This window comes from uncultured Paracoccus sp. (assembly GCF_945915435.1).
Taxonomy (GTDB): domain Bacteria; phylum Pseudomonadota; class Alphaproteobacteria; order Rhodobacterales; family Rhodobacteraceae; genus Paracoccus.
In genome coordinates, this window is the sequence record NZ_CAMEFG010000007.1 from 1 (window position 1) to 12,832 (window position 12,832).

Genomic DNA, 12,832 nt, shown 5'->3' on the forward strand with positions numbered 1-12,832 from the left:
TGCTGGCGCTGTGCCTGCTGAAGGAGCCGGGCGCGATGGGGGCCGATATCGCCGTCGGCAGCGCGCAGCGGTTCGGCGTGCCGATGGGTTATGGCGGGCCTCATGCCGGGTTCATGTCCTGCCGCGATGCGATGAAGCGCGCCATGCCGGGCCGGATCGTCGGCGTTTCCATCGACGCCAAGGGCAACAAGGCCTATCGCCTGTCCCTGCAAACGCGCGAGCAGCATATCCGTCGGGAAAAGGCGACCTCGAACGTCTGCACGGCCCAGGCCCTGCTGGCCGTGATGGCCGGATTCTACGCGGTTTTCCACGGGCCCGAGGGGCTGCGCGCCATTGCGCAGCGGGTCCATCTGAACGCGGTCACGCTGGCCGATGCGCTGCGCGCCGCCGGGGCCGAGGTCGCGCCCCAGGCCTTCTTCGACACGATCACCGTTCGCGTGGGCGTCGGGCAGGCGGGGATCCTGGCCGCCGCGCGGCAGCGCGGGATCAACCTGCGCAGGGTCGGGCGGGACCGCGTGGGGATTTCCGTCGACGAACTGACCGACGGCGGCGTGATCGCGCGGGTGCTGGACGCCTTTGGCATCTCGGACCCGGCGCGGCCTGCCGACACCCCTGCCATCCCCGAGGATCTGCTGCGTGAAAGCGATTACCTGACGCATCCGATCTTTCACATGAACCGCGCGGAATCCGAGATGATGCGCTATATGCGCCGCCTCTCGGACCGCGACTTGGCGCTGGACCGGGCGATGATCCCGCTTGGCTCCTGCACGATGAAGCTGAACGCCGCGGCCGAGATGATGCCGCTGACATGGCCCGAGTTCGGCGGCCTGCATCCCTTCGCGCCCCAGGACCAGGCGGCGGGCTATCACGAGGTGTTCGCCGACCTGTCCGACAAGCTTTGCGCGATCACGGGCTATGACGCCTTTTCCCTGCAGGCCAACAGCGGCGCGCAGGGCGAATATGCCGGGCTGCTGGCGATCGCGGGTTATCACCGCGCGCGCGGCGAGGCCCGCGACATCTGCCTGATTCCCGTCAGCGCGCATGGCACCAACCCCGCCAGCGCGCAGATGGCGGGGATGAAGGTGGTCGTCGTCAAATCCGCCCCCAACGGCGATATCGACCTGGAGGATTTCGCCGACAAGGCGGCGCAGGCTGGCGACCGGCTGGCGGCAGCGATGATCACCTATCCTTCCACGCATGGCGTCTTCGAGGATACCGTGCGCGACGTCTGCCGCATCACGCATGAGCATGGCGGGCAGGTCTATATCGACGGCGCGAACATGAATGCGATGGTCGGGTTGGTCCGGCCCGGCGATATCGGCGGCGACGTCAGCCACCTGAACCTGCACAAGACCTTTGCCATCCCGCATGGCGGGGGCGGGCCGGGCATGGGGCCGATCGGCGTCAAGGCGCACCTGGCGCCCTTCGTGCCGGGCGACCCGCGCGAAGAGGGCCGGGGCGCGGTCAGCGCGGCGCCCTGGGGCAGCGCCTCGATCCTGCTGATTTCATGGGCCTATATCGTGATGATGGGCGGGGCGGGGCTGACGCAGGCCACGCGCGTCGCGATCCTGAACGCCAACTATATCGCCAGCCGGCTGGCGGGGGCCTATCCGGTGCTGTTCATGGGCAACCGGGGCCGCGTCGCGCATGAATGCATCCTGGACATGCGCCCCTTCGCGGAACATGGCGTCACCGTGGACGACATCGCCAAGCGCCTGATCGACAACGGATTCCATGCCCCCACCATGAGCTGGCCGGTCGCCGGAACGCTGATGGTCGAGCCGACCGAATCCGAAACCAAGGCCGAGATCGACCGCTTCGTCACCGCCATGCTGGCCATCCGCGACGAGATCACCGAGGTTGCCGAGGGCCGCGTTCCGGCGCAGGACAGCCCCCTGCGCCACGCCCCCCACACGGTCGAGGACCTGGTCGCCGAATGGGACCGCCCCTATTCGCGTGAACAGGGCTGCTTCCCGCCGGGCGCGTTCCGGGTGGACAAATACTGGCCTCCGGTCGGGCGGGTCGATAACGCTTATGGCGACCGCAACCTGGTCTGCACCTGTCCGCCGCTGGAGGATTACGCCGACGACTGACGCGATGCCCCGGCTGTCCGAAAGGGTGGCCGGGAATTGCTTTTTGTTCGGGATGAAAAGCCGGCCCGGCCCTGTATACAGGGGGAAAGTCGGTTTTTCGGATCAGGTGCGCCCGCCCGTGTTTCAGCTACAGCCTTTGCCCGTCCTGCCCGTCGGCGGCGATCCCGCGCCCGGATTTGTCCAGCGCACCCATGCCAACCCGCGCTTTTCCTTCGATTCGGCGGCGGGGCGCTACCTGGTGCTGGGGTTTGCCGGTTCGGGCGGGGATCCGGCGGTGCAGCGGGCCATGCGGGCGATCATGGCGCGCCGGGACCTGTTCGACGACGAACACGCCAGCTTTTTCGCCGTCACCCAGGACCCGCAGGACGAGGCGCAGGGGCGGCTGGCCGACCGCCTGCCGGGTTGCCGCATCTTCTGGGACTTCGACCACCGGATCGCCCGGCGCTATCGGCTGATCGACCGCCACGTGCAGGGCGCGGATCCGCGCGCATTGCCGCGCTTCTGGCTGGTGATCGACCCGACCATGCGCGTGATCGAGAATATCCCCTTCGCCCCGGACGGTTCGGACGTGATCCGGCTGCTGGACCTGGTGGCGGGCCTGCCCCCGCCCGGCGGTTTCGCGGGCGTCCCCCTGCAAGCGCCGATCCTGTTCCTGCCCCGCGTGTTCGAGCCGGAACTGTGCCGCCACCTGATCGCGCTTTACGACCGCCACGGGGGCGAGGAAAGCGGCTTCATGCGGCAAGAGGGCGCGCGCACGGTGGCGGCCAGCGACGCGCGCTTCAAGCGGCGCAAGGATTACGTCATCCGCGACACCGAGCTGATCGCGCAGATACAGGCGCGATTCGTGCGCCGCGTGATCCCGGAAATCGCCAAGGCCCACCACTTCGCCGCCACCAGGATGGAGCGTTACATCGTATCGTGCTATGATGCGCGGGACGGCGGGCATTTCGCCGCCCATCGCGACAATACCACCACCGGGACCGCCCATCGCCGCTTTGCCGTCTCGATCAATCTCAACGACGATTTCCAGGGGGGCGAGGTGGGCTTTCCCGAATACGGCCCGCGCAGCTTCAAGGCCCCTGCGGGCGGGGCGGTGGTCTTTTCCTGCTCACTGCTGCATCGCGTGGGGCAGGTGACCGCCGGGCGGCGCTTTGCCTTCCTGCCCTTTCTTTACGATGAGGCGGCGGCGAAGATCCGCGAAACAAACGCGCAATCGGTGGGCGCAGCAGGCGCCGGGCCGCAGCGGGCCGTGCCCTGATCGGGGGCGAATCACCGGGCGCCGGGGCAGCGCGGACCAAGGCGTTCGCGCAAGGGTTGCGCCGATGAACGCGACTCGCCGGTATGCATCGGCGGGTTTGCGCCAATAGGACAATATCACGCAGTGCCTTTCCTTGTGCGATCCACTATCGGGTCCCCATGTTCCGACGCGGCATCAGATAGAATTTGCTTTTATTTTTAAGGATTTTTTTGACGAAACCCGGCTCACTTTTCACATCGGACGGGGTATGAAAAACAGGTGACAAACGGAACAAAACGGTTTATCGCGCCCACCTGTCGCAATTATGTCTGTTTTGTGTTTCCGTAAAGTAAGCTTGATGACATCGCAGTTTCAGTCTGTTTGGTTGTTTTAGGAGGTAGCATGATGTCAAAGGATCTTCCCATCACGCGTGGCCGCAAGTTCGCACAGGTCCTGGAAGGGGCGCGCAAGGTCTTTCTGCGCGATGGTTTCGAAGGTGCCAGCGTCGATGACATCGCCCGTGAAGCCGCGGTCTCGAAGGCCACGCTCTACAGCTATTTCCCTGACAAGCGCCTCATGTTCATCGAGGTGTTTCGCGCCGAACTCAGCCGCGACACCGCCGACGCCAGCGCGCTGATCGACGTGGACCTGCCGGTCGAGCAGGTGCTGCCCTTCATCGTCCAGATGATTTCCTCGCAGCTTACATCCGATTTCGGCGCGCGCGTCTATCGCGTCAGCGTCGGCGAGGCCGAGCGTTTTCCCAGCCTTGCGCAGGAATATTACGATGCCGGTCCCGGCCTTCTGCGCAGCCAGCTTGTCCGCTATCTGGAACGCTGCGTCGAGCGGGGCGAACTGGTGGTGGACGATTTCGAACTGGCCGCCGACCAGTTGATCCGCCTTGCGGGCACCACGATCCAGGACCGGGCGATCTTCCTGGGCCGGGAATCGGTGGACCGGGACATGCTGCGCCGCGTCAACCGGGGCGCGGTCGCGATGTTCATGGCCGCATATGGGGTCCGGAACCGGGCCGCGGATCAGCCGGGCTGACCGCGCCATGCGCTGAAATGTGAGCGGGGCGGGACGCCTTCGCGGTTCTCAAACCCGAAAGCGGCGCATATAGTGCAAACCATTGCATGAATTCCCGAACTGGAAGTCCGACGAATGAAACAAGCCCTGATTGCGCTTCTGGTCGCGTCGCCGCTGGCGGCCTGCATGGCGCCGCAGCATGCGCCCTTCCATGAACCGCTTCCGGCCCAGCCGATGCCGGCGGCCCTGCCCGCCTACGAACCCCTGCCGGTCGCCGCGTCCGGCGGGTTCCAGTCGCGCGAACCCGACGTCTGCGGCGCGCAGAACCATCGCAGCGCGATCGGCCAGCCCGCTTCGGCCATCCCCTCGCTTGGCCTGTCGCGGCCCCATCGCGTGGTCGCCTATCGCGGCATCGAATCGCAGGAATATGATCCGCAGCGCATCGTTTTCCGTCTGGACCAGATGGGCAACATCTCGAACATTGATTGCGGCTGAAGAAGGAACGATCCGATGCGCCGATATCTTGCCCTGATCCCGTTTGCCCTGCTGGCCGCCTGCGAACCCGCGCCGACCGCCACCCCGCCCGAGGATGAGACCACCGACGCCTGCGGCGCCTCGGGCTTTTCGGGGCTGGAAGGGCAGCCCGAATCCGTCCTGGACCAGATGCGTTTCCCCGCGGGCACCCGCGTCATCCGGCCCAACCAGGCGATCACGATGGATTACCGCATCGACCGCCTGAATATCGAGATCGGCGCGAATGGCCGCATCGACAAGGTTTCCTGCTACTGACCGGGCAGGACCATCGCGAAGGGGCCGCGCTTTGTTGTTGCGGCCCGCATCGGGCGCTGCCACCATCGCGTCATGTCCAACCCTGTGCCTGCCCATATGCGCGACGCTGAGCGAGTGAGTTTCGACCGGGCCGAGCTTGGTGTCATCCTCTCGGTCTATGGCCGCATGGTGGCGGCGGGGGAATGGCGCGATTACGCCATGTCCTTCCTGCGCGAGGTGGCGGTGTTTTCCATCTTTCGCCGCGCCGCCGAACATCCGATCTACCGCATCGAAAAGCGCCCCCGCCTGCGCAATGCGCAAGGGGCCTATGCGGTGATCGGCATGGACGGGCGGGTGTTGAAGCGCGGCCACGACCTGCGCACGGTGCTGCGCGTGCTGGAGCGCAAGCTGATCCGCCCCGTGGATTGACGTTTCCGGGGGCTAGCCGCGATCCGGGCCGCGCCGGACGGTGTATTCCGTCACGCCCTCGTCCACTGCCGTCTGTGCGACCAGTTCGTGCCCCGACTGGTTGCAGAAATGCGGCACGTCGATGACGGCGGCGGGATCGGTGGCTTGCAGCGTCACCGTCGCGCCGGGCGGCAGCGCGCGCAGGCGCTTTTGCAGGCGCAGGACAGGCAGGGGGCACAGCAGCCCGCGGGCGTCGATGATGCTCATTCCGCCAGCGGCCCGTAGAAGATCAGGGCGGGATGCGGGCTGGGACCTTCCGTTTCCAGCAGGCGGGCCAGTCCTGCCACGGTGCTGCGCAGCAGTTTCTGGCCGGGATGGCCCACCGCCTCGGCCAGCAGGGCCGGGGTGTCGGCGGGCAGGCCCCGCGCGATCAGTTCGCGCGCCAGGTCGGGAAAGTTGCGCTGCCCCATGAAGACCACCGTCGTCGCCTGCGGGTCCGCGATGGCGGCCCAGTTCAGCCCCTGCGGCACCCCGCCCGTCACATCCGCGCCGGTGACGAATTGCAGCCGCCGCGCCGTCAGCCGCCGCGTCAGGGGAATGCCCGCCACCGCCGCCGCCGCAAGGGCCGAGGGGACACCGGGCACGATCTCGAACCCGATGCCGGCGGCTTGCAGGGCGGCGATTTCTTCCTCCAGCCGCCCGAAGATCCCCGCATCGCCCGATTTCAGCCGCACCACGCGCCGCCCCGCTTGCGCATGTTCGACCAGCAAGGCATTGACGCTTTCCTGCTTGGCCGAGGGACGCCCCGCGCGCTTGCCGACGCTGACCAGCTCGGCGCTGCCCGCAAGATCCAGGATCGGCCCGGCGGCCAGCGCGTCGTAAAGCACGACCTCGGCCCCGCGCAGCCGGTCCACGGCGCGCATGGTCAGCAGTTCCGGGTCGCCCGGTCCCGAGGATACGAATGAGACAAATCCGGCAAGGGTATCGTTCATGTCCAACCCGTTGCGCCAAACCGCGCGGCGATGCAAGCCCTTTGCCGCGCTTGCCCGGCCCCGCGACATTTGCGATAGAAGACGCAGATGAGATGAGGGGACCCTTGCCATGTTTCGCGCCCGCCACCTGCTGGGGATCGAGCCCCTTGCCCCCGCCGAAATCACCACTTTGCTGGACCTTGCCGAAACCTATGTCGACCTGAACCGGCGCACCGTCAAACGCTCGGACGCGCTGGCGGGGATGACGCAGATCAACCTGTTCTTCGAAAACTCGACCCGCACGCAATCCAGCTTCGAGCTGGCGGGCAAGCGCCTTGGCGCGGATGTGATGAACATGGCCGTCGCGCAATCCAGCGTGAAAAAGGGCGAGACGCTGATCGACACCGCCCTGACGCTGAACGCGATGCACCCCGACCTGCTGGTCGTGCGCCACAACCAGTCCGGCGCGGTCAAGCTGTTGGCGGAAAAGGTGAACTGCGCCGTCCTGAACGCGGGCGACGGGCGGCACGAACACCCCACGCAGGCGCTTCTGGACGCGCTGACGATCCGCCGCGCCAAGGGGCGGCTGCACCGCCTGACCGTCGCGATCTGCGGCGATATCGCGCACAGCCGCGTCGCGCGCTCGAACCTGATCCTGCTGGGCAAGATGGAAAACCGCCTGCGCCTGATCGGCCCTGCAACGCTGATGCCCGCAGGCGTGGGCGACCTGGGCTGCGAGGTCTACGAGGACATGCGCGAGGGCCTGAAGGGCGCCGATGTCGTCATGATGCTGCGCCTGCAAAAGGAGCGGATGGACGGCGGCTTCATCCCGTCCGAGCGCGAATATTACCACCGCTGGGGGCTGGACGCCGAGAAACTGGCGCTTGCCGCCCCCGACGCCATCGTCATGCACCCCGGCCCGATGAACCGCGGGGTCGAGATCGACGGCACCATCGCCGACGACATCAACCACTCGGTCATCCGCGATCAGGTCGAAATGGGCGTCGCTGTCCGCATGGCCGCTATGGACCTCTTGGCCCGCAACCTGCGCGCGGAACGCGGCGCGCAATTCGTGGCCGAGGTCTGACGTGGGCCATTCCGCCGACATGCCGCCGAACTGGCAAGACATCCTGCAAAAGGGCGAGAGGATCCTCTGGCAGGGGCGTCCCTCGGCGCGTATCCACCTGCGCCTGCCGGACCTGCCGATGATGCTGTTCGGATTGGCCTTTGCAGGGTTTGCGCTGTTCTGGATGAGAATGGCAGGCATGGGCGGGGGCAGCTTCTGGATGTTCGGGTTGATCCATTTCGCGGTGGGCCTGCTGGTGTTCACCTTGCCGCTGGTCTGGCGGCCCCTGCTGCGCGCCCGGACCTTCTACACCCTGACCGACCGCCGCGCCTTCATCGCCCGCGACCTGCCGATGGCCGGGCGCAACCTGGACATCTATCCGATCAGTCTCATGTCCGAACTGACGCTGAAGCCGGGAAACCCCGGAACCATATGGTTTGCCCCCCGCAGCAGGGGTTGGGGCGGGTTCGACCTGAACAGGCGGATCGGGTTCGAGCTCATTCCCGATGCCGAACAGGTTTTCGGCCAAATCACCCGCCGGCAAAAGGAACAGGCATGATCCAGCATTTCCACAACGCCCGCCTGATCGACCCCGAGGCGCTGACGTACGAGCCGGGCAGCCTCACCATCCGCGATGGCCGGATCGAGGCAGTGGGCGGCGATGCCCCCGAAGGCGCGGAATTGATCGACGCGGGCGGCAAATGCCTCGCCCCCGGCATCGTCGATTGGGGCGTCAAGATCGGCGAACCGGGCGAGCGGCACAAGGAATCCTTCCGCTCCGCCGGTCGCGCGGCGGCGGCGGGGGGCGTGACCACCATCGTTGCGCGCCCCGACACGCTGCCCCCCATCGACGACCCCGAGGCGCTGGAATTCGCCGCCCGCCGCGCCGCCGATGCGCCGGTCAACATCCGCCACATGGCCGCCTTGACCAAATCGCGCGAGGGCCGTGAGATGGTCGAGATGGGCTTTCTGCAAGACGCGGGCGCGGTCGCCTTCAGCGACGGCGTGCGCACCGTGACCGACACGCGGCTGCTGTCGCGCTGCATGACCTATGCGCGCGGCCTTGGCGCGCTGATCGTGGGCCACCCGCAGGACGTGGGCCTGTCGCGCGGCGCGGTGGCGACCAGCGGAAAGTTCGCCTCGCTCTACGGCCTGCCCGCCGTCTCGCCCATGGCCGAGGTCATGGGGCTGGACCGCGACCTCGCGCTGGCGGCGATGACGGGCTGCCGCTGGCACGCCGATCAGGTCACCGTGGCCGCCAGCCTGCCCGCCCTGCGGCGCGCGCGCGATGCGGGGCTGGACGTCAGTGCGGGCATCTCGATCCACCACCTGACGCTGAACGAATTTGACGTGGGCGATTACCGCACCTTCTTCCGCTTCACCCCGCCCTTGCGGTCCGAGGACGACCGCATGGCGATGGTGCAGGCGGTGGCGGACGGCGTGATCGATGTCATCGCCAGCTTCCACACTCCGCAGGACGAGGAATCCAAGCGCCTGCCCTTCGCTGAGGCCGCGCCGGGCGCCGTCGGTTTGCAGACCCTGCTGCCCGCCGCGATGCGGCTTTACCATCAGGGCGGGCTGACGCTGCCGCAGATCTGGAGGGCGATGTCGCTGAACCCGGCGCGCCGCCTCGGTCTGGACGCGGGCCGCCTTGCGGCAGGGGCGCCCGCCGATCTGGTGCTGTTCGACCCTGACGCACCCTTCGTGCTGGACCGCTTCACGCTGCTGTCCAAGTCGAAGAACACCCCCTTCGACGGCGCGCGGATGCAGGGGAGGGTGCTGGGAACCTGGGTCGCAGGCACCCGCGTATTCGGAGAAACCGCATGAGCCTGATCCTCTGGGCGGCACTGGGCTATCTGCTCGGCTCGGTCCCCTTCGGCCTCGTCATCACGCGCGCCTTGGGCCTTGGCGACCTGCGCCGGATCGGTTCGGGCAATATCGGCGCGACCAACGTGCTGCGCACCGGCAACAAACCCGCCGCGCTGGCGACGCTCCTGCTGGATTCGGGCAAGGGCGCCATCGCCGTCCTGCTGGCCCGCGCCTTCGCGGGCGATCAGGCGGCCCTGTTCGCAGGCGCCGCCGCCTTCCTTGGCCACCTGTTCCCGGTCTGGCTGGGTTTCAGGGGCGGCAAGGGCGTGGCCACCTTCCTCGGCACGCTGATCGCACTCGACTGGCGTGTCGGCCTGACGGCCTGCGCGCTTTGGGCGGTCACGGCGGCGGTCGGCCGCATCTCCTCGCTCTCGGCGCTTGTCGCGGCGGCGGGGGCGCCCATTGCAGCCTGGCTGCTCAACGGCCCGCAAATGGCGCTGGCGGCGGGCTTCATGGCGGTGCTGATCTTCATCCGCCACCACGCCAATATCACCCGCCTGCTGGATGGAACCGAGCCTCGCATCGGCAAGAAGGGCTAGGCCCCTTTCTTCATCACCCAAATACCCCGGGGTCCGGGGCAGCGCCCCGGTCCGGCGATGCGCTTTAGCGCGTCGGCACGGGTTCCTCGCCGGAATAGTCGTAGAACCCGCGCCCGGTCTTGCGGCCCAGCCAGCCCGCTTCGACATATTTCGTCAGCAGGGGGCAGGGGCGGTATTTCGTGTCTGCCAGACCCTCATGCAGCACGTTCATGATCGCAAGGCAGGTGTCCAGCCCGATGAAATCGGCCAGTTCCAGTGGACCCATCGGATGGTTGGCGCCCAGTTTCATGGCGCGGTCGATGGACCGCACGTTCCCCACGCCCTCGTAAAGCGTATAGACCGCCTCGTTGATCATCGGCATCAGGATGCGGTTGACGATGAAGGCCGGGAAATCCTCGGCGCTGGCGGTGGTCTTGCCCAGCTTCTCGACGACCTCGATCAGGGCGTCATAGGTCGGCTCATCGGTGGCGATGCCCCGGATCAACTCGACCAGTTGCATCACCGGAACCGGGTTCATGAAGTGAAAGCCCATGAATTTTTCCGGGCGGTCCGTGCGGCTCGCCAGCCGCGTGATCGAGATCGAGGAGGTGTTCGACGTCAGGATCGTTTCCGGCTTCAGATGCGGGACCAGTTCCTCGAAGATCGCGTGCTTGACCGATTCGCGCTCGGTCGCGGCCTCGATCACCAGGTCGCATTGACCCAGGTCGGGCAGGCGAAGCGTGGTCGAGATCCGCTTCATCGCCGCGTCCTTGTCCCCGGCCGAGATCTTTTCGCGGCTGACCTGCCGGTCGAGGTTATGCGCAATCAGCGCGACCGCCTTGTCCAGCGCCTCGCGCGAGATATCCGTCAGCATCACGTCGAAACCGGCCAGCGCAAAGACATGCGCGATACCGTTGCCCATCTGACCCGCGCCGATGACGCCCACCGTTTGAATTGCCATGACGGCCTCCTGCTTAGCTAGCCTGGGCGGACGATAGGGGTATCGGGGTCCTGCCTCAATGAGAAAACCGCCCGGTCGGGTTTCCGGGCGGTTTGCGTTTTTTCTGCGGCGTTGCGATTCCTTCTTCGGGTCGCCGTGGGTATTTTTGTGATGAAGAAGGGGTTTGGGTGCTTACAGCTTTTCCGTCAGTTCCGGGATGGTTGTGAAGAGGTCACCGACGAGGCCATAGTCTGCGATCTGGAAGATGGGGGCTTCCTCGTCCTTGTTGATCGCGACGATGACCTTGCTGTCCTTCATGCCCGCGAGGTGCTGGATCGCGCCCGAGATGCCGACGGCGACGTAGAGTTCAGGTGCGACGACCTTGCCGGTCTGCCCGACCTGCCAGTCGTTGGGGGCATAGCCCGAGTCGACCGCCGCGCGCGAGGCGCCGACGGCGGCGCCAAGCTTGTCGGCAAGCGCCTCGATGATGGCGAAGTCTTCCTTGGAGCCTACGCCGCGCCCGCCGGAAACCACCCGGCCGGCCGAGGTCAGTTCGGGGCGGTCGCTCTCGGCGACCTCGTCGGCGACCCATTTCGACAGGCCCGGATCGTCGGCCAACGTGGCGTCGGAAACCGGGGCCGCGCCGCCCTCACCCGCCGCGTCGAAGCTGGCCGTGCGCACAGTCAGCACCTTCTTTGCGTCGCGCGACTTGACCGTCTGGATCGCGTTGCCCGCATAGACCGGGCGCTCGAACGTGTCGGCATCGATCACCGCCGAGACGTCCGGGATCACCATCACGTCCAGAAGTGCGGCGACGCGGGGCATGACGTTCTTGGCATCGGTGGTCGAGGGCGCGACGATATGGTCGTAATCGCCCGCCAGCGCCGCCAGCAGCGCCGCAGTGGGTTCGGCCAGGCGGTGGCCGTAGCGCGCATCCTCGGCCACCAGCACGCGGGCCACGCCGTCGATCTTCGCGACCTCATCCGCCGCAGCACGCGCGGAAGCGCCTGCGCAAAGCAGCGTCACATCGCCCAAGCCCTTGACCGCATTCACGGCCTTGGCCGTCGCGTCGCGGTTCAACTCGCCATTCGTGACTTCACCCAGCAGAAGAACAGCCATCAGATCACCCCCGCTTCTTTCAGTTTCGTTACCAGCTCATCGACCGAGCCGACCTTGATCCCGGCCTTGCGGCCCTCGGGTTCGCGGGTCGAGACGATCTCCAGGCGCGGCGTGACGTCGACGCCGTAATCCGCCGCCGTCTTTTCATCGAGCGGCTTTTTCTTGGCCTTCATGATGTTGGGAAGGCTCGCATAGCGCGGCTCGTTCAGCCGCAGGTCGGCGGTGACGATGGCGGGCAGGCTGACCTGAATGGTCTGCAAACCGCCGTCGACCTCGCGGGTGACTTTCGCCGCTTCGCCCTCGATCTCGATCTTCGAGGCAAATGCCGCCTGCCCCCAGCCGAGCAGCGCCGCCAGCATCTGGCCGGTCGCGTTCATGTCGTTGTCGATGGCCTGCTTGCCGGCGATGACCAGCTTGGGCTGTTCCTCGTCGATCACGGCCTTGAGGATCTTGGCCACCGCCAGAGGCTCGATATCCTGATGCACGTCATCGGCGGCCACCACCAGGATCGCCCGGTCCGCGCCCATCGCCAAGGCCGTGCGCAGCGTTTCCTGCGCCTGCTTGACGCCGATGCTGACGGCGACGACCTCGCTGGCCGCGCCCTTTTCCCGCAGACGGATCGCCTCTTCCACCGCGATCTCGTCGAAGGGGTTCATCGACATCTTCACATTCGCAAGATCGACGCCGGAACCATCCGCCTTCACACGAGGCTTCACGTTGTAGTCGATTACCCGCTTCACAGGCACCAGAACCTTCATATGCCCTTCTCCCTTCCTGGTTTGGGGTTTGTTAGCTGGCCGGAGGCAGCTTGCACAAC

General features: G+C 66.7%; 15 protein-coding genes. 10 read left to right on the forward strand and 5 right to left on the reverse strand.

The features are described 5' to 3' along the window. The 6 genes from gcvP to Q0O97_RS03835 all read left to right on the forward strand — a co-directional run. Nucleotides 1–2,093: aminomethyl-transferring glycine dehydrogenase (gene gcvP, locus Q0O97_RS03810; RefSeq protein WP_294925087.1), on the forward strand; the 2,093-nt coding region annotated here is incomplete at its 5' end. Nucleotides 2,094–2,211: 118 nt separating this feature from the next. Further along, on the forward strand, nt 2,212–3,351 hold the full coding sequence (locus tag Q0O97_RS03815) for a 2OG-Fe(II) oxygenase (RefSeq protein ID WP_294925090.1): 1,140 nt from the start codon (nt 2,212–2,214) through the stop codon (nt 3,349–3,351). A 384-nt stretch (nt 3,352–3,735) separates the two neighbouring features. After that, nucleotides 3,736–4,377, forward strand: a complete 642-nt coding sequence (locus tag Q0O97_RS03820; protein WP_366125240.1) for a TetR/AcrR family transcriptional regulator — start codon at nt 3,736–3,738, stop codon at nt 4,375–4,377. Between the two features lie 114 nt (nt 4,378–4,491). Next, a complete protein-coding gene (locus tag Q0O97_RS03825; RefSeq protein ID WP_294925096.1) occupies nt 4,492–4,851 on the forward strand; it encodes an I78 family peptidase inhibitor in 360 nt (119 codons plus the stop codon). A gap of 15 nt (nt 4,852–4,866) precedes the next feature. After that, nucleotides 4,867–5,145, forward strand: a complete 279-nt coding sequence (locus Q0O97_RS03830; protein ID WP_294925098.1) for an I78 family peptidase inhibitor — start codon at nt 4,867–4,869, stop codon at nt 5,143–5,145. A gap of 72 nt (nt 5,146–5,217) precedes the next feature. After that, nucleotides 5,218–5,553: a DUF2794 domain-containing protein gene (locus tag Q0O97_RS03835; RefSeq protein ID WP_294925099.1), complete on the forward strand. Its 336-nt coding sequence runs from the start codon at nt 5,218–5,220 to the stop codon at nt 5,551–5,553. Nucleotides 5,554–5,565: 12 nt separating this feature from the next. Here the strand turns inward: Q0O97_RS03835 and Q0O97_RS03840 are convergent, their stop codons facing one another. Both Q0O97_RS03840 and cobA read right to left on the reverse strand, forming a co-directional pair. Continuing rightward, on the reverse strand, nt 5,566–5,799 hold the full coding sequence (locus Q0O97_RS03840) for a sulfurtransferase TusA family protein (protein ID WP_294925102.1): 234 nt from the start codon (nt 5,797–5,799) through the stop codon (nt 5,566–5,568). After that, on the reverse strand, nt 5,796–6,524 hold the full coding sequence (cobA, locus tag Q0O97_RS03845; protein ID WP_294925105.1) for a uroporphyrinogen-III C-methyltransferase: 729 nt from the start codon (nt 6,522–6,524) through the stop codon (nt 5,796–5,798). The genes Q0O97_RS03840 and cobA overlap by 4 nt, the downstream gene beginning before the upstream one ends. A gap of 109 nt (nt 6,525–6,633) precedes the next feature. Between cobA and Q0O97_RS03850 the strand changes: the two genes are divergently transcribed. The 4 genes from Q0O97_RS03850 to plsY are packed head-to-tail and all read left to right on the forward strand — an operon-like array spanning nt 6,634 to nt 9,977. Then, entirely contained in the window at nt 6,634–7,590 is a 957-nt protein-coding gene (locus tag Q0O97_RS03850) for an aspartate carbamoyltransferase catalytic subunit (RefSeq protein WP_294925108.1), read from the forward strand. Nucleotide 7,591: 1 nt separating this feature from the next. Beyond that, entirely contained in the window at nt 7,592–8,128 is a 537-nt protein-coding gene (locus Q0O97_RS03855) for an aspartate carbamoyltransferase catalytic subunit (protein WP_294925111.1), read from the forward strand. Further along, a complete protein-coding gene (gene pyrC / locus Q0O97_RS03860) occupies nt 8,125–9,396 on the forward strand; it encodes a dihydroorotase (RefSeq protein ID WP_294925114.1) in 1,272 nt (423 codons plus the stop codon). Before Q0O97_RS03855 ends, pyrC begins: the two co-directional genes overlap by 4 nt. Beyond that, on the forward strand, nt 9,393–9,977 hold the full coding sequence (gene plsY, locus Q0O97_RS03865) for a glycerol-3-phosphate 1-O-acyltransferase PlsY (protein WP_294925116.1): 585 nt from the start codon (nt 9,393–9,395) through the stop codon (nt 9,975–9,977). Before pyrC ends, plsY begins: the two co-directional genes overlap by 4 nt. 64 nt (nt 9,978–10,041) lie before the next feature. On the opposite strand, the gene Q0O97_RS03870 is transcribed toward plsY, so the two are convergent. The 3 genes from Q0O97_RS03870 to Q0O97_RS03880 form a co-directional block, all read right to left on the reverse strand. After that, nucleotides 10,042–10,917 carry a 3-hydroxybutyryl-CoA dehydrogenase gene (locus tag Q0O97_RS03870; RefSeq protein WP_294925119.1) on the reverse strand — a complete coding sequence of 292 codons (876 nt, stop codon included), beginning with the start codon at nt 10,915–10,917 and terminating at the stop codon, nt 10,042–10,044. Between the two features lie 171 nt (nt 10,918–11,088). Then, on the reverse strand, nt 11,089–12,015 hold the full coding sequence (locus tag Q0O97_RS03875; RefSeq protein ID WP_294925122.1) for an FAD-binding protein: 927 nt from the start codon (nt 12,013–12,015) through the stop codon (nt 11,089–11,091). Beyond that, entirely contained in the window at nt 12,015–12,773 is a 759-nt protein-coding gene (locus Q0O97_RS03880; protein ID WP_294925125.1) for an electron transfer flavoprotein subunit beta/FixA family protein, read from the reverse strand. Before Q0O97_RS03880 ends, Q0O97_RS03875 begins: the two co-directional genes overlap by 1 nt. Nucleotides 12,774–12,832 lie beyond the last annotated feature (59 nt).

Coding starts and splice junctions, on each gene's coding strand:
- cobA (WP_294925105.1), bottom strand. CDS start 6,524: ATGAACGATACCCTTGCCGGATTTGTCTCATTCGTATCCTCGGGACCG.
- Q0O97_RS03870 (WP_294925119.1), bottom strand. CDS start 10,917: ATGGCAATTCAAACGGTGGGCGTCATCGGCGCGGGTCAGATGGGCAAC.
- pyrC (WP_294925114.1), top strand. CDS start 8,125: ATGATCCAGCATTTCCACAACGCCCGCCTGATCGACCCCGAGGCGCTG.
- Q0O97_RS03875 (WP_294925122.1), bottom strand. CDS start 12,015: ATGGCTGTTCTTCTGCTGGGTGAAGTCACGAATGGCGAGTTGAACCGC.
- Q0O97_RS03840 (WP_294925102.1), bottom strand. CDS start 5,799: ATGAGCATCATCGACGCCCGCGGGCTGCTGTGCCCCCTGCCTGTCCTG.
- plsY (WP_294925116.1), top strand. CDS start 9,393: ATGAGCCTGATCCTCTGGGCGGCACTGGGCTATCTGCTCGGCTCGGTC.
- Q0O97_RS03850 (WP_294925108.1), top strand. CDS start 6,634: ATGTTTCGCGCCCGCCACCTGCTGGGGATCGAGCCCCTTGCCCCCGCC.
- Q0O97_RS03820 (WP_366125240.1), top strand. CDS start 3,736: ATGTCAAAGGATCTTCCCATCACGCGTGGCCGCAAGTTCGCACAGGTC.
- Q0O97_RS03835 (WP_294925099.1), top strand. CDS start 5,218: ATGTCCAACCCTGTGCCTGCCCATATGCGCGACGCTGAGCGAGTGAGT.
- Q0O97_RS03830 (WP_294925098.1), top strand. CDS start 4,867: ATGCGCCGATATCTTGCCCTGATCCCGTTTGCCCTGCTGGCCGCCTGC.
- Q0O97_RS03825 (WP_294925096.1), top strand. CDS start 4,492: ATGAAACAAGCCCTGATTGCGCTTCTGGTCGCGTCGCCGCTGGCGGCC.
- Q0O97_RS03880 (WP_294925125.1), bottom strand. CDS start 12,773: ATGAAGGTTCTGGTGCCTGTGAAGCGGGTAATCGACTACAACGTGAAG.